The sequence below is a fragment of the Mucilaginibacter aureus genome (assembly GCF_053514885.1).
Window position 1 is genome coordinate 307365 of record NZ_CP170601.1, and the last position, 20762, is coordinate 328126.

At 47.6% G+C, this 20762-nt stretch carries 13 protein-coding genes; 5 read left to right on the forward strand and 8 right to left on the reverse strand.

Translation table 11 applies throughout. The features are described 5' to 3' along the window. Nucleotides 1–76 precede the first annotated feature (76 nt). The 7 genes from ACFGVR_RS01360 to ACFGVR_RS01390 form a co-directional block, all read right to left on the reverse strand. Nucleotides 77–1936, reverse strand: coding sequence for a glycoside hydrolase family 97 catalytic domain-containing protein (locus tag ACFGVR_RS01360; RefSeq protein ID WP_448700602.1), 1860 nt, complete (start codon nucleotides 1934–1936; stop codon nucleotides 77–79). A 119-nt stretch (nucleotides 1937–2055) separates the two neighbouring features. After that, nucleotides 2056–3129 carry a LacI family DNA-binding transcriptional regulator gene (locus tag ACFGVR_RS01365; protein ID WP_448700604.1) on the reverse strand — a complete coding sequence of 358 codons (1074 nt, stop codon included), beginning with the start codon at nucleotides 3127–3129 and terminating at the stop codon, nucleotides 2056–2058. An 18-nt stretch (nucleotides 3130–3147) separates the two neighbouring features. After that, the gene (gene fucP, locus ACFGVR_RS01370; RefSeq protein WP_448700605.1) at nucleotides 3148–4380 is read right to left on the reverse strand and encodes an L-fucose:H+ symporter permease; all 1233 of its coding nucleotides are present in this window, start codon (nucleotides 4378–4380) and stop codon (nucleotides 3148–3150) included. A gap of 61 nt (nucleotides 4381–4441) precedes the next feature. Beyond that, the gene (locus tag ACFGVR_RS01375; protein ID WP_448700608.1) at nucleotides 4442–6496 is read right to left on the reverse strand and encodes an alginate lyase family protein; all 2055 of its coding nucleotides are present in this window, start codon (nucleotides 6494–6496) and stop codon (nucleotides 4442–4444) included. A gap of 12 nt (nucleotides 6497–6508) precedes the next feature. After that, a complete protein-coding gene (locus ACFGVR_RS01380; RefSeq protein WP_448700609.1) occupies nucleotides 6509–8413 on the reverse strand; it encodes a glycoside hydrolase family 97 catalytic domain-containing protein in 1905 nt (634 codons plus the stop codon). 37 nt (nucleotides 8414–8450) lie between these two features. After that, nucleotides 8451–9686, reverse strand: a complete 1236-nt coding sequence (locus ACFGVR_RS01385; protein WP_448700611.1) for a glycoside hydrolase family 88 protein — start codon at nucleotides 9684–9686, stop codon at nucleotides 8451–8453. 447 nt (nucleotides 9687–10133) lie between these two features. Further along, nucleotides 10134–10553: an Arm DNA-binding domain-containing protein gene (locus ACFGVR_RS01390; protein ID WP_448700613.1), complete on the reverse strand. Its 420-nt coding sequence runs from the start codon at nucleotides 10551–10553 to the stop codon at nucleotides 10134–10136. Nucleotides 10554–10984: 431 nt separating this feature from the next. Between ACFGVR_RS01390 and ACFGVR_RS01395 the strand changes: the two genes are divergently transcribed. From ACFGVR_RS01395 to ACFGVR_RS01415, 5 genes are all read left to right on the forward strand, one after another. Continuing rightward, the gene (locus tag ACFGVR_RS01395; RefSeq protein ID WP_448700615.1) at nucleotides 10985–11668 is read left to right on the forward strand and encodes a response regulator transcription factor; all 684 of its coding nucleotides are present in this window, start codon (nucleotides 10985–10987) and stop codon (nucleotides 11666–11668) included. Between the two features lies 1 nt (nucleotide 11669). Next, on the forward strand, nucleotides 11670–13034 hold the full coding sequence (locus tag ACFGVR_RS01400) for a sensor histidine kinase (RefSeq protein ID WP_448700617.1): 1365 nt from the start codon (nucleotides 11670–11672) through the stop codon (nucleotides 13032–13034). 89 nt (nucleotides 13035–13123) lie between these two features. Further along, entirely contained in the window at nucleotides 13124–14386 is a 1263-nt protein-coding gene (locus ACFGVR_RS01405) for a TolC family protein (RefSeq protein ID WP_448700619.1), read from the forward strand. Between the two features lie 24 nt (nucleotides 14387–14410). Then, nucleotides 14411–15508: an efflux RND transporter periplasmic adaptor subunit gene (locus ACFGVR_RS01410; protein WP_448700621.1), complete on the forward strand. Its 1098-nt coding sequence runs from the start codon at nucleotides 14411–14413 to the stop codon at nucleotides 15506–15508. Nucleotides 15509–15552: 44 nt separating this feature from the next. Continuing rightward, nucleotides 15553–18690, forward strand: coding sequence for an efflux RND transporter permease subunit (locus ACFGVR_RS01415; RefSeq protein WP_448700623.1), 3138 nt, complete (start codon nucleotides 15553–15555; stop codon nucleotides 18688–18690). Between the two features lie 175 nt (nucleotides 18691–18865). Here the strand turns inward: ACFGVR_RS01415 and ACFGVR_RS01420 are convergent, their stop codons facing one another. Further along, a complete protein-coding gene (locus tag ACFGVR_RS01420; RefSeq protein WP_448700625.1) occupies nucleotides 18866–20749 on the reverse strand; it encodes a RagB/SusD family nutrient uptake outer membrane protein in 1884 nt (627 codons plus the stop codon). Nucleotides 20750–20762 lie beyond the last annotated feature (13 nt).

Consider the following 20762-nt stretch of genomic DNA (forward strand, 5'->3'; position numbering starts at 1 on the left):
GAAGATGTTTATACTCACAATAATTTGAAAATCTTTACAGACCGGCACCGCCGGGCAGGAAAACAGCCCGGTCATCTTATTTCACCGGGCGAAAAATGGCCGCCTGGCCTTCTGCCGCGCCAAGCGAGACCGGCAATAGGGTCTCTGAGGTTACCATTAGTTGCCGGATGTGCACGCCTTTGTTGCCGTCATCTTCGTATAAGGTCGCTTCATATTTCTTTGAGCGGTCCAGGAAATTCAAAGGAACGTAAGCTGACCACGCATTCAGGCCGCAGGCTGCCCCCAGGTACCATATCTTATCCTTTTTTCTGGCCACGGCGATATTCTCACCGATCTCTCCGGTAAGATAACGGGACTCATCCCACACCGTGGGAACATAAGTAAAGAATTCGATCTCTTTTTCGTCCGTATAGTCCCTCGGTTTACCATACCAGAATATGGAGGGCATGGGGCTGAAGTATATTACGGTCAAGGCCATCTGCTGGCCTTTGCTGACCCTGAGGTTCTTTGCAAAGATATTTTTGCTGTTCGGATAGCAGAAAGTAAAGTCTGCCGCACCGGCAAGAAAGCGCGTATAGGGAAGGACCATGGTGTGAAAGGCGTCCGGGCTATTCTCATCGCCGCGGATGCCTTCCTGTGACAGCTGGTACGGATACCTTCTGCTTAAACCTGTCGGCTTGTAATGGTCATGCACATTCAAAATGAACCCGCTGTCATTCACTTTCTGCATAGCGGTATCCAGCCAGGAAAGTCCCTTTTGTGTTCCACCATCTACGAAACCGAATTTCAATCCTGCCACTCCCCATTTTTTGTAGAGCGGCAATATGGTGTCCAATTTACTTTTCAGCCCTACATAGTTCACATACAATATGACGCCGATCCCTTTCGACCTGCCATAGGCAGTAAGCTTTTCGATGTCGAACCCATCGATAGGCTTTGTCGGATCCGAACTGGTCCGGAACTCGGCGCCATACCAACCTGCATCAAAAAGCACGTACGAAAAATTATGCGCCGCAGCGAAGCTGATACCTTCCAGGCCAGCATTCGTGTTCACGTCCAGCCTGACCACTTTACCGGGCCTGACCTGACCCGCGTCCGTCTTGTTCTCAGGTTCAGTGAGCATAAGATATAATTGACTATGATCATGTAATCCTACCGCGCTTTCTGAACAGCTGATCGTTCTCCATGGCGTTTGGAAGGTACCGGTGAACCGGACCATCGTGTCCTTCCTGATCTCTGAGACCTGGTGGTTGCGGTAAAGGGTATCAATATAGAAATTCATTACCAGGCTATTCGGCTTTTCGCCCTTAAGCAATACGCATTTGGTGTAATTGCGGTTATCAGCCTCGCCGATACTCAAATACATTGGTGCAGAAGAAACGAGTGTGGCCGGCAGATCGCAGGTATTGGTCATTTCATTCAGCCGCAATTTACTGAATTGCGATTCTTCATGATATTGATAAATGCCGTAATTATCCGCCAAATTGAACTCCGTAGCTTCCCGGTCCACACGGGTCCGTTCCCCCGCGGCTTTATGGACAATATACCTGAAAGCGACCGCTCCATTGTAGCACCTATAGACCATGTCGAAACTGATCCCGGCAGTTTGATAACGCTGGGTTAGTTCACGGTAGTTGTTGTCGAGATACTTTGATTCGCCGAGGGGCCATACGATCCGTTCCTTATGCTTATGGGCCGATGTGCCGAGCAGTTTGACCGACCTGCCGATATCGGTATGGTCCAGGACCAATCCTAAACGGGACCAGGAAGTAATGAGCCGATCTTTATGTTTTAATGAGTAGACCAATTCCTGCCGCTCGTTCAGACCAACTTCCAGCTCGGTATGTCCATCGGGGGAAGACAGTTTTGTCATTTCGGTCACCTGAGCCCATGACGGCAGGATCCCGGTGAAGAAAAAAACAAAGGTGATGATCAAAATTAAGGATAGAGGTATGTCGGTCCGGCATTTGTGGTTGATCGTCATAGGTCGCGAAGATATCGATGGTTCACCCATTGGTGGTAGTTTTCTGTTGTTGTTATACTTATCTGTTTTTATCACTTGTCAGTTCCCGGCTGATACGTTCCCGGCACTACACCGGAGAGCTCGACCACCTTCGGCAGAGATGAATCCCTCACGACCAGGCGGGTCGGCAATACGAAACTGCGTACGTCGTCCGGGACAAGCTCGCCCGCTAACTTTTGTAGTATCCGGTCAATTATCTGTTCCGCTATCAGCTTGACCGGCTGTGCGACCGCAGTAACCGAAGGGGTAAATAACCGGTAAAGATCATGGTCATCGAATACGGCCACCCCGATATCCATGGAGATGTTCAAACCGAGGTCCCTGATCGCTTCCAAACCGTTGTCAGCGATATAGTTCGTCGCAAAAAACAGGGCATCCACCTGCCTGTTCCCGGAAATGAACTCTTTTATTTCCAGGATACTGTCGGACCTCAGGTGGGGATACCTGATCATTTTGATCAGCGGGCCCTGGGCATTTCCGGCAATTGCGGCCAAATATCCTTTTTGCCGTTCCATCATCTGACCCTGCCCGGAGTCCAAGGTGATCATGGCGATGTTCTTATAACCGTTGTCAATGAAATGCCGTACCACGTTAAAGGTGCCCTGGTAATTATCGACCAGCACATTATCTAATCTCAGGCCCGGCAGCGTCCTGTCGAACAGGATCACCGGATATCCGTCCTCGGCAAGGCCCTTCAATTCGGCCTCGATCCCGGGGGGCGGGGCGATGATGTACCCATCCACCTCACGATCGCGGTAAGCTTTGAGCAGTTCCCTTGTTTTGTCAGGATCGTTCTCGGTACTACAAAAGAATATCTTGTAGCCTTTTGCAAAGGCTATCTCTTCGATGATCCTGGAGATCGACGAAAAAAAAGGGTCGGAAATATCTTCCATCAACATGCCGATGATCTTGGTCTTGCCCGTCCGTAAGATCTGCGCGAGGTGGTTGGGACGATATCCTACTCTATCCACATGTTCCAATACGCGTTGCTCAAGATCGGGTCTGATATGGTTCTCCCGTGCCTTCCCGTTAATGATGAACGAAACGGTGGTCTGAGATATCCCCAATTCGGCTGCGATGTCCTTAAGTGTTACTTTTCTTTTCATTCGCCGGCATTGGATGTACTATCTGGAATGTTGTACTTTGTAAAATCTCGCACCAAAAAGAAAGATGATCGCGTAGCAAATGATCGGCAGGTAGTAGGCCTGCGCCACGTCATGGTCAGCTATCCTACCCATGATCATCGGGAACACCGCTCCGCCAACAACTCCCATGGAAATAAAAGAGGATGCTTGCTGTGTTTGATTCCCCAGGCTTTTGATCCCCAAACTGAAGATCGTCGGGAACATGATACTAAAGAAAAAGTTGATAGCGATCAGGGCGATATAAGATGGCCATCCAAAATTCTGAGCGACGATCAGGCACATCAGGATATTGCCCAAAGCAAAAGTCGCCAATAGTTTATTAGGCGCGATAAAGCGCATCAGTGCAGTGCCCACAAATCTTCCGATCAGCATCATTAACATAAAAACGCCCATGTAACCCGCGGCCACCTTATCTGTCATGCCCATCTTATCATGGCCATAATTGATAAAAAATGCCCACGTTCCCGATTGCGCGGCAACATTAAAGAACTGCGCGACCGCTGCCCAAACGAAATGCCTGTGCTGAAATAATCTTTTGGGAGCCTTCGGCACCAGTTCGCCGGCGAACCCTTCGGTCACAACATCGTGCGGGTCCGTGAGCTCGGGAACTTTGATAAAAGAAAAAGACAGCGCTACTAAAGCGATCACGGTACCAATGACCGTGTATAGGATCTTGATGGAACTAAGCCCTTCGGCCGTACTGCCGGTACCGATACCAAATACGAAGACCGATCCGATGATCGGCCCGAGGATCGCCCCTAAAGCATTGAACGATTGAGCGAAATTTACCCGCTGATCACTGGTCTGCTGCGGACCCAAAGCTGCCATGAACGGGTGGGCAACGGTCTCAAGGGTTGATAGTCCGCAACCGACAACAAACAGGGCGAATCTGAAAAACAGGAACGATTCCGCATTTGCGGCAGGGACAAATAGAAATGCCCCTAAGGCAAATAATGAAAGGCCCAACAGGACACCCTTTTTATAGCCAAAACGTTTCATGAATAGACCCGCAGGTATCCCCATTATAAAATAAGCGCCAAATATGGAGAACTGTACCAGGCCTGATCGCGCCTTTGATACGTTGAGTACCGCCTGGAAATGCCTGTTCAGTACATCTGCCATGGAGACTGCAATGCCCCAGAACATAAATAATGAAGTTACGAAGATCAACGTGAGTATGAACTTTTTTTCTGTAAAAGGAGCTTTCGTCATGATAGGTTTATAGGATCTTATAAAGTGGTTATTTCAGGATATATTTTTGCAAGGCATACGTTCATCGGATACTGACATGGTCAAATTGTACATTTGTCGTGACCGCGAGCCCGGAGCTGACCATGATCCCGGCTTTGGAGAAAGCCTGTCTTTTTACCGGGATGCTCCCGGCTGGCACCCACGTCCCGCCGTCCGAGGAATAAAATGCGGCGCAGGAAGCGCCGCGGTATTCCAACTTAAGCCAGCAATGACCGGTCAGCCTGCTGAAAGTCACGAAGGGTTCCGGAAGCGCCTGGGAACTGATGATGGCCAGGGTATCTGAATTTTCCTTTTTAACTTTTAACTGGACACGCCACTCCGGCGCTTCTACCTGTGATGACTTTTGTGGCGCGACCGTCAACGAGACCTGCGGTGAGGTCGGTTCAGCGCCCATTAAGGATATCCCGAAATTGGTGAACTGCGAACTTAGCTGCGGTACGTACCGAACGATAAAAGTTGGATCTGTTCCCGGCACTTGATGTACCAGGAAAGGCGTTTCCCCGGATCCTTTAGCTTCAATGGTCAACCGGTCGCCGTCCCCATAAGCCAGTTCCCCTGCCTGGCGGGTAAGCGGGCCATATTGCCAGCCATTCGGCAAACCAGCGGTGATCGCGACGGTCGCTGCATCACCAGCCTTACCGGATATGTTCACCGCGGTCAGGCGATAACGATAGCGCCGGCCGGAGATCACCTTTTTATCTTCGAAGCTTTCCCCGGTCAAACCAGATGCCACTACACGAAATGTCCCTTTTTCCTCTTCCGCTCTGGCCAGCGTATACGATCTTGCGTCGATGGCGCCGACCCAGGACAAAAGGATGCCGCCTCCGGATGGCTCGGCGATCAGCCCGCCCGGGGCGCGGGCCGCGCTTTTCTCTTTGGCAGTCGAACCGGTGGCGCCGGGCCTTGAATAGAGGAATGTGCCGAAGCCGATATGATCCGCGCCTGGCAGCGCTTGCAATTCGGGCCTTACTTTTTCCGCCGCCTGCGCAGTGAACGGCGCAGGCCTGTTCATTCTTTTGGCATAATGATTATAGACCTCCTCGTAGATCGCGCGAAGTCTGTTCCTTCCCTCTTCAGCAATTTTGGGATGGTAGTATTTCCCGGTCCTGTCCATCTTGGGCACATAAGGTACATCCATGCCGAGGTTATATTTCGCGGTATATTCGAATCCTTTCAGCAAAAGATCATGGTCAAAGCCGTAGAGATCAAGTCCCTGGTGCCAGGCGATCTCCGCGCAATCCGCCAGATGGGCGATACCGAGCTGGGTGTGCGACTGATCGCGACCGCTTTCCTGGCATTGCCCGGTCTCATTAACAATATAGTGGTTCAGGCTGCCATCGCCCGCACCTTTTTGATAGTATATCAGCGCTTTGTTAAAGATATCACGATCATTTGTAAATACGGCAATGGCCATCATTGTCTTCAGCGCCGCGGTGTCCCAGTTGCCGTTTGCGAACGGCGCGAGGTCCCGGATGACCGGGTAGATCACTGTCTTGAAATGCAGTTCGGCTCTTTTCGCTTCGGCTTCGGTCCAGCCCGAAGCGGTATAACGTAATATCTCCGCTGCGTTGACCATTTTGAAGGGACCCAGGCCAGCCATTAACACGGCATCCCTGCCAGTTACCGATCTTAGGGTTGATGACCAGGCATTGACGATCTCGATCGCTTTAGCCGCAAATTTCCGGTCACCGGTTACCGCCCACATGACCGCGTTCTGATAAGCGGCGTTCGCATCCGCGTCGTATGCTCCCTGGCCTATGGTGGGATTGCGGCCGACCATTTCCATAGGCCCCTGCATCTTATAGGTATTTTGGGATTGCGGATGATCCCTGAAGGCGATATATCCGGAGTATATCGGTTCGGTCCTCTTTGTGATCGCTTCCCGCATCCGCTGAAGGTCATCATCGCCCTGCAACAGACCCGGATGAACGAAGGCCTGCGCTTTAACGGGTGTAGCGCAGGCGCTGAGCATGATCAGGCCCATGACGAAAAAGGTACAGGCTTTGCGGAACTGTGACCAGTACCCTTGAGGACCCTGACCTTGCGCGCGTTGTGTAGTGTGTTTCGTTCTTTTCATAATTGATCACAATTAATTCGATCTGGTAATGTAGATCGCCTGCCCGCCCGAAGCTTGCAGGTCGGTCTCTATCAGCTCTCCACCTGTGATCACTTTTTTGATCACGCTGACATGGGTTGCGGTATTGACCGCTGCATCATCGGCATAAATGATGATGTTGTATCTCGTACCTTTTTGCAGGAAATCCGAAGGGATAGAAAGGTGGCGGGCGCTGGTGTTGGTAATGCTGCCTACGAACCATTCATCACCTTTCCGTCTGGCGGTCGTGATATACTCACCGGGAGCGCCCTGAACCACGACGGTCTCATCCCATGTGGTCGGTATCTTCTTCCAGAAGTCCAGTTCCGGTTCATTATGATATTGTTCGGGCCGGTCATACCAGAACAGGGTCTGGATAGGACTATAATAGATCGCTGCGAGCGCCAGCTGGTGGGCGTGCGTCGTCTTGATGCGTTTATCAAAGTAACAGATCGTATAATCGGCAGGCCCTGCGATGTACCGGGTGAATGGCAGGACGGTATTGTGCGTAGCATCCGGCATTTCTTCGTTACCCCGTATCCCTTCGGCGGTCATCAGGTTGGGCCAGGTGCGTTGTTCGCCCGTAGGCCGCCAGTCATCATGGATATTGACCATGATGTGGCTGTCCGCCGCTTGTTGTATCGCCTTTTCGATCCAGGTGGTCCATCGGTGCGACCCGGCCTGTACGAATCCGAATTTGACGCCTTTGACGCCCCATTTGCGATATACAGCGAACAAGCTATCGCTTTGCGCGATCAGCGCCTGCTGATTGACGTACAGCCATACGCCGATACCTTTTTGCTGGCCGTAGCGAATGATCTCCGGCAGATCAAATTCCGGGATAGCCACCTTCGTGGCATCCGAGTTGAAGCTGAACGCAGGTCCGTACCACTTCCAGTCGAACAGAATGTATTGCAAGTGCTGGGAAGCCGCAAGATCGATATTCCGTTTTGCAGCGGTCGTGGATTGGTCCATCACCCGCATGATCTTGCCTGGCCTGATCCATGACAGGTCCTTTATTTTACTGTCTTCGTTCAAGTCGGAGATCAGGTAATTGTGTTCGATCAGGTCGCCCGGCTTTTCCGCGACCATGATCACGCGCCATGGAGTGGCGACAGGGGATATCAATTGCGCTCCGCCGAACATGGAGGTCACGATGGTATTGGGGTTTGCCGAAAGTTTGAATTTCGTTCGCGCATAGTCGGTCAGCCCCGCTTCTGCAAGGCTCAAATAGATGTTGCCGGGCAATTCAAGGGTCAGCGGCCGTTCGCTTTCTCCCGGCCACCCGGATAAGGGAAGTTTGAGATACGGAGCCTGCGCCCAGTTGGCGAACCAGGCCATCGTGCCGGCAGGCAATGTGAATTCTGTATTCTCGGATGTTATATTGTAATATGTCCCTTTGGGGTTCTCAGGAAAAAAATACCGGAGGGCCACACCTTCATCATAGGCACGGATCTGAATATGCATGGTGTAGATCGGGTCATCATCTTTGACGAGCGCGATATCGATCATGTTGTAATGGTCCCTGATCTTCGAGCGTTCCCCGCAGGCGGGGACCCATACCGAATCATGTTCCGTTGTGCTGATCCCGGTTACCGCCACGTTCTCGCACCAGTCCTGGTGAGCGTCCACTTTAAGCGCCATCGCCTTTTCTGACAATTGATTATCCATAGCGATATCCAGCCGCGATGCCATGATGACCGGTCTGCCTTTGCAAGCGACCTGGTAATACATTTCTTTTTTACCCGTGCCGCTTACTTTCTGATAAAAGCTGGCCGTCAGCGACCCGTCCGGCGAATGGACGCTGGCCTGGCTGCCGGTCACCGGCTGCTGCGCCCTGACCATGGTGAAGGTCACCAGCAAATACAAGGTAATGGTAGCGCAGAACGATCTTTTCATATCAGAATATTAGGCCCTTAATTTAACACAGTTTATATTATTTTTTTGTGGTATGACCTTCGCGCGCCTTCAGCTTAAGCAATGCTTCCAGGTAATAGTGATCCGCATAGATGATCGATGCGTCTATTTCTGTACCTGCCGGGTGGTGCCCCGTTGAATGTAACAGGAAGGCGCTGTTCGTGTTCCGGCTTTGATATCTCGCGGACGACAGTTCATCGATCATTGCGCGCGCCTGGGCTTCATAGCGGGCGGCCTTCGATCTATCCTTAACATAGGTGGACAGATCTAACAGCGCCGCAGCCGTTACGGCTGCGGCCGACGCATCGCGTGGTGCGTTGGGGATCGCAGGGTCATTAAAATCCCAGTAAGGGATATGGTCGGCAGGCAAACGGCGCAGGTAAACATCCGCGACCTTTTGCGCAAATTCCAAAAATTCTGCTTTGCGCGTCTCGCGGTAACACATGGTGAAGCCATAGATCGCCCATGATTGCCCCCTGGCCCACATACTGCTGTCTGAATATCCCTGATGGGTCACTCCTTTGATCTTTTTGCCGGTCACCGTATCATAGACAACGACATGATAAGCAGAAAAATCCGGACGAAAGTGATTCCGCATTGTTGTTTCCGCATGCCGGACCGCGATATCGTATAACCGGTGCCCTCCTCCGTTCCTGGCCGCCCAGAACAACAGCTCAAGATTGATCATATTATCAATGATGGTATTATGCGGCCAGCCCATAGCCTTTACCTGACCTGGCCAGGACAAGATCGTTCCGACCCTAGGGTTAAAAAGCGTAGCTAAAGAATCCGCTGCTTTGAGGATCACTTTTTTGTAGGCGCCGTCGCGGGTCAGCTTGTAGCCTTTCCCATAGCTGTTGAACACCATGAAACCGAGATCGTGGTCGAACCCGCTATGATCGGATAAGGGTTCAAGCTCACGGGTGAACCTGTCGGCTGCGAGTTTCCATTCCGGTTTATGTGTGGCCCCGTAAAGGTTCCATAAGATCCCCGGCCAAAACCCGCTGCACCAATCGTGGTAATCGACAAAGCGCCATTGCGTTTTTCCGTTATCGATATTTCTGGGAATATTTTTTGAACCGGCCGGAATTACCTCAAGCGTTCTCCTGGCCTGCATTTCACAATAACGGATCTCCTTATCGGGGTCGATATGCTGTGCCCCTGCGTTCCCGGCGGACATGCCTATGAGGGTTGCCAAAATAACGGATCGCCGTCCCCTGATCCCGAAAGTTGCGTTCAAAAAGTGTTGTATCATTCAGTAGTTATGTAATTGGTGGTCAGAGACCTGACGCGGCTACGTCCCTGCAAAAGGCCGGAGGCGCGTGCTGCGATCGTATAAAGACAAGCAAAAGGGCATATTCATACTCAACCAGGCGAAGATTATTGAACTTTTAAAAGTCATATCCTTGCCTATTCTTGACCAACAACCGTTATTAACCTTTTAGGAAGACCAACACACCCGAATTTCATATACCCGGGCAGGCTTTACCGGAAGGAGATCCATAGACTAATGCGCGGGTCATTTATTAAAAAACGATACGCAGTATATGATAGTGATCAAAGAAGACAGATACAGGATAGAACTAAATTTTAGACCTGTTAGAAATGGCCCCCGTGAGGTCAGCGAACTGACCTGGCTCAGCAAAAAGGGAACCGGTATACCTGCTAGAACAAACTCAGTTGCACCAACCCGACCTCCAATTTAGTGATCGCTTTTAAAGTTCTGGAGATCACGTCCTGATGAAAGTTGCAGGTATCTGCGTCGCCTACCTTTGAAGACATATCTTTTTTCAGAGGTCATCGAACGCAGCGGCCAGTGCCGCGTCACGGCTGTTATACTTTTCGCAGAAAACACCAAGCGGGCTACGTAGCCTTTAGTTTCCATTTCCAAAGCTTTGTCATTAGCTTTAGCTAATTCGGTTAATAGAAAGTTATTAAGGCGGGTAGCGTTCGGATGCGATTTTTTAACACGCTGTGCTTTTTCATCCCAGTGGCTTAAACTGTCAAGCTTTTGCCCGGTCATGATGTACTCCTGTTTACGACTTATCGTGATACAGATCGAGATTGGAAATTTACCATCCTTGGACGGTCTTTTTCTGATGTAAACCCTTACGGTTGCCATAATGAACACTTAATCAAACCCTACTTTACCATTAGATAAAGCTAGAGATTTTGGTCATACAATGTTCATACAAACCCTATATCAATATGGGATCATGTGTATTCATATGATTTTAAAAACCTCATTTCCGCTTTATTTAGGCGGTTTTTAAGATTCTTGAAACCGTATTTCAGCCCATTCATAACCCTAAGGTCGGCAGTTCGATCCTGCTCCCCGCTACCAAACATGCAAAAAGCCTTGAAACTCGATTTTTCTTTGAAATTCGATTTTCAAGGCTTTTTCAATTTATTGATCATTAAACAGTATCACACTGGATAGTTAGGATCAATCAATTAAGTTTTATCTCTGTTGGCTCGTTTCTGGCCGCATGTTATACTGAAAGGATGCCCATTAAGGTTGAATAGCGTTATATTTACGCTATATTTATCTGTATGCCCCATATCTTTTTAGTTGAGGACGAACACCGTGTAGCGGCTTTTGTAAAAAAGGCTCTCGAAGAAAATAATTATACTGTTGATGTTTGCAGTAACGGCGCCGAGGCGGTTAAATTGTTTGCTAGTAAACCGTATCTGTTGGTGATACTTGATATATTGTTGCCGCATTTAAACGGTGTGGAGGTTTGCCGATATATCAGGCAGAAAGATGAAGATATACCCATTTTAATGCTCACCGCTTTAGGTACCATTGATGATAAGGTAACGGGCTTAAATACCGGCGCTGATGATTACATGGTTAAGCCTTTTCATGTTAAAGAATTACTGGCCCGGATCGAAGCCTTGCTGAGGCGCAAAAAAAACGCTGATGCTGATAATGTGATTACCCTCGGCGAGATTACCTTAAATACGCATAGTAATACCACCGAACGTTCGGGCAAAAAAATAATGTTGACAACCAAAGAGTTTGCCCTGCTTGAACTGTTGATGCGCAACCCGGACAAGATACTATCGAGGCAAACCATTGCAAAAACAGTTTGGGGCATTGAGTTTGATACCGGCACCAACGTGGTTGATGTATATGTAAATTACCTGCGCAACAAAATTGAAAAAGGTTTTAGCAGTAAATACATATATACTGTAATTGGCAAAGGCTACATTTTTAAAACCGAGCCGGCATAACATGAAGATCAAGAACAGGCTTTCACTGTATTTTAGTTTGATTGGCTCGGGCGTATTGCTGGTGGTGCTGTTATCTATTTATGTATCCTTCCGGTCGTTTATCCGCGACGATTTTTTTAATCATTTAAACGATCGGGCAAACGTAGCCGCTCAACTTTACCTTGAGGCCGACGAGATTAGCGCCGACTCGCTAAGCCGGGTGCGCGAACGGTATTTGAAAAGTTTGCCTGGCGAGGTGGTCCGCTTGTACGATAGCCGTAACGCGGCTGCATTTATACATGATGAAGAACAGCATTGGGATCATAAAACGATCGAAAATGTCAGGAAGCGCGGCCATCTGCAATATGCTGATGGCGCCGACCAGGTAGTAGGCGTTTATTATAAAGATAATCAGGGTAATTTTGTGATCCTCGTTTCGGCAATCGATACCGATGGGATCATTCGCCTGGATAGGATATTGCAGATTATGCTGGTAGTTTTTTTAGTGATTGGCGCACTGCTTTATTTTGTGAGCAGTTTTTTTGCGACAAAGGCGCTCTCGCCTATTAACGACCTGATTAAACAAATACAACTTATCAAGGCATCGCAGTTGAATGTAAGGGTTAACGAGGGGAATAATAAAGATGAGATAGCTGAACTTGCCCGTAATTTTAACCGATTACTTGCCCGCCTTGAAAGTGACTTTGAACTGCAAAAAACTTATGTAACCAATACCTCGCACGAATTACGCACTCCTATTACAAGCATCATTGGTGAGGTTGAACTGGCGTTGAGCAAAGAGCGCAGCAAAGATGAAAACATTAAAACGTTGCAACTGGTGCTGGAAGAATCAGAAAGACTAATGGATACCATATCCGGGTTAATGGAACTAGCACAAGTTGATGTAGATTATAATAGTGCACACTTAACGCCAGTGCGCATGGACGAGCTGCTTTGGGAAATTCATGATTTTTGGAGCAATAAAGCCGGTGCAGGTGTACTTAAGATCAATATTGAACACTTGCCCGCAAATGAAACGCTGCTCACCGTCCCGGCTAATCGGCAGCTCATGTTTATTGCTTTAAATAACATGGTGAGTAACGCCTTTAAGTTTTCGGCGCAAAAGCAGGTTACCTGTAATTTTTATGCTGATGAACATTTAATTCGTATCCGTATTATGGATCAGGGTATCGGTATTCCTGCAGAAGACATAAATAAAGTAACCACATCTTTTTACCGTAGTCCCAATGCCCGCAATTTTGCCGGTAATGGTATTGGGTTGTATGTTACTCAAAAAATCATCCAATTGTTTAACGGTTCGCTCGGCATACAATCAACAGAAGGTTCAGGCACAACCATTACCACAGAATTTTTACACGAAATTTAAAATTCTAATCCCTTTCTAATCTCACGCTTTATATACCGGTTTAGTTTTGGACAATCCAAAATTGAACAACAACTATGCGGTTAAAATTTGTGTTGGCGCTTTTATCATTTCTATTAGCTATACCATTATTAAAGGCAAGGGCTCAAAACGATACCTTGCGGATCAGTTTCCAGGAAGCCGAAAAAGAGTTTTTGCATAATAACTTCGTGTTGCTTGCGCAGAAGTATAATGTCGAATCGACCAAAGCCTTGGTCGACCAGGCTAAACTTTGGGATGACCCCGTTTTAAGCACCGATCAGAATATTTACGATAGCGGCAGCCAGAAATTTTTTTACCATAATTCGGCGCAGGGCTTAGGTCAGGTTTACCTGCAGCTTAGTCAGGTGTTTACCACCGCCGGTAAACGCGGTAAACAAATACAGGTAGCTAAGGATAACTCCAAAGTACAGGAAGCCGAGTTTAACGACCTGATGCGTAACCTGCGTTATAACCTGCAGTTAGATTTTAGTCAGTTGGCTACCCTGCTTGATCAAAACAAGGTTTACCAAAACGAGATATCATCAGCTACCAATCTGATTAATTCTATTCAAAAATCATTCGACGCGGGTAATACCTCGATGAAAGATTTGATGCGCTTAAAAGCCTTATTGTTTGGTCTGCAGAATGACATGGTAGAAAACAGCCGCCAGATAAACGACCTGCAAACGGAATTAAAAACTTTAATATACGCAAATGAAACGTCATTTATTCTTCCTCAGATTAATGATGTGCCCAATAAGACTTCAAACTTAGATATCCCAACCCTAATTGAACAAGCTAAAACAAACCGCGCCGACTACTTATCAAACCAGGCGCAACTAGCATCGGCACAGCACAATCTCGATCTGCAAAAGGCTATGGCTGTGCCCGATGTAACCATCGGCGCATCGTACGATAAAAACAGCAGCTACGCGCAAAACTACTATGGTTTACAAATTGGCTTACCGTTGCCTTTTTTTAATCGCAACCAAGGTAATATCAAATCGGCTAAGTACAGCATGATGAGCCAGGAAAATACAGTGAAGGATAACGAATCGAAGTTGAAAAACGACGTGGTGGCGGCAGTAAATCAGTACCAGCTCAATCAGCAATTGTTCTCGACCCAGCAGTTAGAGTTTAACGAACAGTACGATACCCTTTTTAAAAACATGCTAAAAAGCTTTAAAGAGCGGCAGATAAGCCTGATCGAGTTTGTTGACTTTTTCGACACTTATAAGGACACCAAATTGAGGATCCTGCAACAGCAGTATAACCTGCAAAAAGCAATTGCCGATTTAGATTTCGCCGTTGGCGCACCTGTAATTAAACCTTGATCCACATACAACGAATACATGCTCATGAAGAAAGAAATATATGTTACCGGCCTTTACAGCTTATTGCTCCTCGCAGCCTGCAAAGACAAAAAACAGGAAGCTACCGAAAGCAAGCAGGTTTGCGTAAGCGATTCGCTGGCCAAAATGATCACTATCGATACAGCTAAAACCACAACAATGAAAGACGAACTGGTGCTTTCGGGCGAGGTTGCTAATGATGATAACCATGTGGTTAAGGTATTTCCGTTTAGCAGCGGGCAGGTGTTGGATGTTAAGGTATCTTTAGGCGATAAGGTAACCAAAGGACAAACGCTGGCTATGATGCGCAGTGCCGATGTGGCGGGTAATTATACGGATCTGTCGTCAACACAGTCGGACGTGGCGGTAAGCAAACGCCAGTTGGAGCAGGCCGAATACCTGTACAAAAACGGCATAGCCAGCGAGCGCGATTATACGGAGGCCAAGGAAAATTACAACAAGGCCGTGGCTGCTAACAGTAAGGTAAAATCGGCATTGGCCATTAACGGCGGCGGTAATACCAGCGCCAATGGCATGTTGGTTATCAAAGCGCCGCAAAGTGGTTATATCGTCGAAAAAAATATCACCTCGGGCAGCTTTATCCGCCAGGATAACAACGGCAGCATGTTCACCATATCGGATATGAAGGACGTATGGATCTGGGCCAATGTGTTCGAGTCGGACATTAGCAAGGTTAAAGTTGGGTATACTGCCAGCGTAACCACCATCGCCTATCCCGGCAAGGTATTTACCGGCAAGGTAAACGAAGTGAGCTCGGTGCTCGACCCGGATAACAAGGTGATGAAGATCAAAATAGCGTTGCCTAATCCCGATATGCTGCTAAAGCCGCAGATGTTTACCAATGTAACCATCACCAATAATGAGAAGGCTCAATCGGTATCAATACCGGCAAAGGCAATTGTTTTTGATAGCAGTAAAAATTATGTGGTGGTTTATAACAACAAGTGCGATTTGAAAGTGCGCGAGGTGAATATCATTAAAACTGTAGATGATGTAACGTATATCGCATCGGGCCTCAAGCCGGGCGAAAGGGTGGTTTCGAAAAATCAATTGCTATTATACGATGCCATTACAGGCGATTAATAACTCACAACCGACAACTCGCAACCCACAACTGATCAACAGCAATGAATAAATTCATTAAAAATATAATCTACTTTTCGTTAAGGCACCGCTACTTTGTGTTTTTTATGACTGCCGTTTTGGTGGTGATAGGTATCTGGAGCTATAGCAATACCCCTATCGAAACCTTTCCGGACGTAACTAATACACAGATCATCATCATCGCGCAATGGCAGGGCCGCAGCGCCGAAGAGGTGGAAAAGTTTATTACCATCCCGATAGAAACAGTGCTCAACTCGGTACAGAAAAAATCCAACCTGCGCACCACTTCGGCATTTGGCTTATCGTACACCCGCATTATTTTTGATGATGATGTAGACGATGCCTTTGCCCGCCAGCAGGTGCTGAGTCGTTTGGCTAACGCCGATTTACCAGATGGTGTAAAGCCCGAAATTGAGCCACCTTATGGCCCTACAGGCGAGATCTATCGCTATACGCTGAAAAGTAAAACCAAATCGCTGCACGAACTTACCGCCATACAGGATTGGGTGCTTGATCGCCAGTTTAAATCAGTACCGGGTGTTGCCGATGTAAATAGCTTTGGCGGGGAAGAAAAGGCTTACGAGGTGAGTGTTAACCCAGCCTTGCTGCAAAAATACGGGCTTACCTCGCTCGATGTTTACAACGCTATAAATCGCAGCAACATTAACGTAGGCGGCGATGTGATCGAAAAGAATGACCAGGCTTACGTAGTGCGGGGTATTGGCTTGATCAACAATATTAATGAGATGCAAAACATCATCATTAAAAATGTGAACAACGTACCCATACTTGCCAGGGATGTTGCCGAAGTAAAAGAGGCTGGTTTACCACGGTTAGGGCAGGTTAGCCGCGATCAACAAAAGGACGTGATCGAAGGTATTATTGTAATGCGGAAGGGCGAAAACCCTGCCGAGGTTTTGGACAGGGTACGTGCCAAAGTAAAAGACCTGAACGATAACGTTTTGCCTAAAGATGTAAAGATAGACACCTTTTACGACCGTACCAACCTGATGGATTTTTGTACCGAAACGGTAATTCATAATTTGCTCGAAGGTATCATCCTGGTAACAGTAATAGTGTTTTTGTTTATGGCCGACTGGCGCACAACGCTTACAGTGGCTATTATTATTCCGCTATCGCTGCTTTTCGCGTTTTTCTGTATGCGCATTAAGGGCATGAGCGCCAACCTGCTTTCAATGGGAGCTGTAGATTTCGGTATTATTATCGATGGTGCGGTGGTGATGGTAGAGGGCATCTTCGTGGCACTCGATCATAAAGCCAAAGAAGTGGGCATGCCGAAATTTAACGGCCTTGCTAAGCTTGGCCTGTTTAAAAACGTGGGTGCCGAAATGGGCAAAGCCATCTTTTTCTCCAAGCTCATCATCATTACCTGTTTGATCCCCATCTTCGCTTTCCAAAAGGTGGAAGGCAAAATGTTTTCGCCGCTGGCTTATACATTAGGTTTTGCTTTGCTTGGTGCACTGATATTTACCCTGACGCTGGTACCGGCACTATCGAGTATTTTGCTTAACAAAAACGTTCGCGAAAAGCACAACGTAGTAGTTAACTTTTTTGAGAACGGCATTCGCCGGATGTTTACTTACACCTATAAATTTCCAAAGGCCAGTATTTTGGTGGCAGTCATTTTTATGGCGCTCACTTTCTTTTCGGCTAAGTTTTTGGGTACCGAATTTTTACCCGATCTGAACGAAGGGGCGCTATGGGTTGAAGCCGAACTACCGATGAGCGTGTCGTTGCCGGAGGCCGAAAGCATCAACCAAAAAATGGTGCAGATACTCGAAAAATTTCCTGAGGTAAAGCAAACACTGGCACAGGTTGGCCGAACCAACGATGGTACCGACCCCAAAGGCTTTTTTGATGTACAGATCCAGGTTGACCTGAAAAATAAAAAAGAGTGGCGCAAAGGTTTAACCGAGGATGACCTGATTGACCAGATGGATACCCAGTTGAAAAAAATACCTGGTGCGGTGTTCAACTACTCACAACCTATACGTGATAACGTAGAAGAGGCAGTTGCAGGTGTGAACGCATCCCTGGCGGTAAAAATATTTGGCCCCGATTTTAAGGTGCTCGATCAGAAAGCCGATGAGGTGCTCAATGTTTTAAAAACTGTTCAGGGCGTTGATGATTTGGGTGTGCTGCGCAATTTAGGCCAGCCAGAGTTCAGGATTGAACTCGACCAGCATAAAATGGCTTTGTACGGTGTAGCCACAGCCGATGCCAATGCCGTGATAGAGATGGCGATTGGAGGTAAGGCTGCTACCGAGTTATACGAAGGCGAGCGCCGATTCGATATCCGGGTACGTTATCAAAAGGAATTTAGGGATACGCAGGAAAAAATTGAAAACCTGATGGTGCCTACACTCAATGGATCGAAGATCGCCATTAAAGAGATCGCCGATATTAAAATCCTGACCGGCCCGGCGTTTATTTACCGCGATAACAATACCCGCCACATCGCAGTTAAATTTTCAAACCGCGGCCGCGACCTGGGCAGTACCATCGCCGAAGCACAGGCTAAAGTTGCTAAACTGGTTAAACTGGATCAGGGTTATTCTATAGCCTGGGCAGGTGAATTTGAAAACCAGACCCGCGCATCAAACACTTTAGCGCATGTGGTGCCTATTTGTCTGCTGGTTATCTTTTTAATATTATTCATCACATTCGGTAACGTAAAAGATGCTTCGCTGGTTATTTTGAATGTGCCTTTCGCGCTGATAGGCGGCATTTTAGCGCTGCATATTACGGGTATTAACTTTAGTATTTCGGCAGGTATAGGCTTTATCGCGCTATTTGGTGTGTGTATTCAAAATGGTGTTATCCTGATATCAGTTTTCAAAAAGAACCTCGAAGCTGGCATGCACCTTGATGAAGGTATACTGAAGGGCGTAATATCACGGGTGCGCCCCGTGGTTATGACGGCGCTGATGGCAGCTATAGGTTTAATGCCTGCAGCTATATCAACAGGCATCGGCAGCGAAACGCAAAAACCTTTGGCCGTAGTGGTAATTGGCGGCCTGGTTACTTCAACCATATTAACTTTGTTGATACTGCCTTGTATCTATGCTTTAGTACACCGGTTAATCCACCGCCGCGAAAACTGGAAATTGTTAAAGAAAATAGGCGCCATTAACACCTGATCGTAATGTATTTTATTTCCCGTTAAGGGTATTAAAATTGATAGTTGATCTTTTATTTAAGACCGTTTGTAGAGCACATCGAAAAAAAGAGAGTTGGGTTTCGGAAAAGAAATCAAAAAGCCGTCCCGATCATATTGATACAGGACGGCTCATAAGCTTAATTATGGATATTTAATTATGGAATCTTATCCAAAGGCGGCACATTTGATGCGGCACCGTTATAACCTTTATTCTGATTGATATGACCGGTAACGTTCAGGTCGATATCACTCTGCGGAATTGGCCACAATACGTGATATGGAGAAATGGTGAAGTGATTACCCGAGTTGGTAACCACGTTCGGATTTTTATAGAAATCGTTTTTCTCCATAATGCGGTTATAAAAAAAGTTGCTGGTAGAGAAACTGGCAACATTGTAGGTTCTTCCTTTGTAATCAGGCAGACCGGTTTGCGCAAATATGAAAGCCATACGGGTAAGCTCTGTTTTACGGGGCTCTTCCCAGAATAGCTCACGGGCGCGCTCATCCAGTATGGTACCAATATTTACCTGGGTTGGATCTGTTAACAACTGAGCTTGAGCACGGGCGCGTACCATATTGATATCGGCCATAGCCAACGCAGGTTGTCCTTTCCAGATGTAAGCCTCTGCACGCAGCAGGTAAGTTTCGGCTTCACGGAATACATACCAATCGGTGTTAGTACCACGTGGCGGGCTCCACCATTTGTCTACAGCTGTATTGCCACCGCCCCAGTTAATGAATACTTTGTAGTGCGGCCAGCCAAACCAGGCACGAATACTATCCTGCGGGCCGTTAAGAAACACGCGGCCAGGCACTTTGGCATCGGCATCGGTCCACTGCTGTAGTTTTTGGCCGTACCAGGTAGGATCGGTAGTTTTAATGGCCGAGTTATTGTAAACCAGGTCGGTCATGTTCATCCAGTTACCGGGAGCATGGCGTAAGTCAGTATTATCAGTCCAGATGTATTTGGTAGCATAAGCTGTTTGGCGTACACGGCCAATACCACGGCCATACCACAGCGTAATGGGGTACTCGGCAGTAATGGGGTCAACAACACCCGGCTTGTGGTTGGTTGGAGTAAGAATACTACCATTATGCCACATAGGCACGCAGTTACGCATCAGTTGCGAACCATTGGCAATGGCACCTACCAGATTATCACGGTCGATCACATTGTAAATGGCCTCGGTATTGGCAGCGATCGATTTGTTGTCCGGGCGGTGCAGGTCCCAGATCACATTCCTGGTCGGATCTGAAGCTACAATACCAAAACGGCTGGTCATTAAATGATACGGACCGTTAATTACGGTGTTGGCTGCAGCGATGGCATCATCAAATAAGCCCATTGCCAGGTCTACCTTGCAAAGCAAATGAGCTGCAGCTCCTTTGGTTACGGTACCCTTAGCGCCGCCGTCGGTAAGGTTGGCAACGGCATACTCCAGATCAGTTTTCAGTTGTTTCAGAATCGCTGTGCGCGATACGGTTTGATAGCTCGTGTTTACACTTTGCTCTTCGTGGAAAGGAGCCGGAACATCACCAAACTGGTGCACCAGGCGGTAGTAGCGATAAGCCCTGTGAAAATAAGCTGTAGCTAAAATAGCGTTACGCTGCGCCGGGGTGGGCCAGGTAATGTTATCGATACGGCTAATGATTACGTTGGCATCTTTAATACCCGCGTACCAGGTATACCAATAACGGTTTATCTTGTTATAGTCATCGTTATCGTTTTGAGATGTTGGTGTAATACGCACATTCAAATCCTGAGCAGGTGTGGTTTTATCTGTTGTACCTTCTACGTAGGCATCGGTAAATACACACTCGGTAAGCAGCGGAGCCGAATCGCTAAAAAACTCGAAACGTACGCCGATATTCAGGTTGATCGCAGCATCGGTAAATGCGGCAACATTGGTCAGTGTTGCATCGGGTGTAAATTTTGAAGGCAACGAGGGCGAAAGTTGATCGCGCTTGGTACAGCTTTGGGCTATAAACATTGCGGCAATGGTTAACGCAGCAGTTATATTTTTATTTATCTTTTTCATATATCACAATTCT

Coding starts and splice junctions, on each gene's coding strand:
- ACFGVR_RS01375 (WP_448700608.1), bottom strand. CDS start 6,496: ATGAAAAGAACGAAACACACTACACAACGCGCGCAAGGTCAGGGTCCT.
- ACFGVR_RS01420 (WP_448700625.1), bottom strand. CDS start 20,749: ATGAAAAAGATAAATAAAAATATAACTGCTGCGTTAACCATTGCCGCA.
- ACFGVR_RS01385 (WP_448700611.1), bottom strand. CDS start 9,686: ATGATACAACACTTTTTGAACGCAACTTTCGGGATCAGGGGACGGCGA.
- ACFGVR_RS01380 (WP_448700609.1), bottom strand. CDS start 8,413: ATGAAAAGATCGTTCTGCGCTACCATTACCTTGTATTTGCTGGTGACC.
- ACFGVR_RS01390 (WP_448700613.1), bottom strand. CDS start 10,553: ATGGCAACCGTAAGGGTTTACATCAGAAAAAGACCGTCCAAGGATGGT.
- fucP (WP_448700605.1), bottom strand. CDS start 4,380: ATGACGAAAGCTCCTTTTACAGAAAAAAAGTTCATACTCACGTTGATC.
- ACFGVR_RS01410 (WP_448700621.1), top strand. CDS start 14,411: ATGAAGAAAGAAATATATGTTACCGGCCTTTACAGCTTATTGCTCCTC.
- ACFGVR_RS01400 (WP_448700617.1), top strand. CDS start 11,670: ATGAAGATCAAGAACAGGCTTTCACTGTATTTTAGTTTGATTGGCTCG.
- ACFGVR_RS01395 (WP_448700615.1), top strand. CDS start 10,985: ATGCCCCATATCTTTTTAGTTGAGGACGAACACCGTGTAGCGGCTTTT.
- ACFGVR_RS01415 (WP_448700623.1), top strand. CDS start 15,553: ATGAATAAATTCATTAAAAATATAATCTACTTTTCGTTAAGGCACCGC.
- ACFGVR_RS01365 (WP_448700604.1), bottom strand. CDS start 3,129: ATGAAAAGAAAAGTAACACTTAAGGACATCGCAGCCGAATTGGGGATA.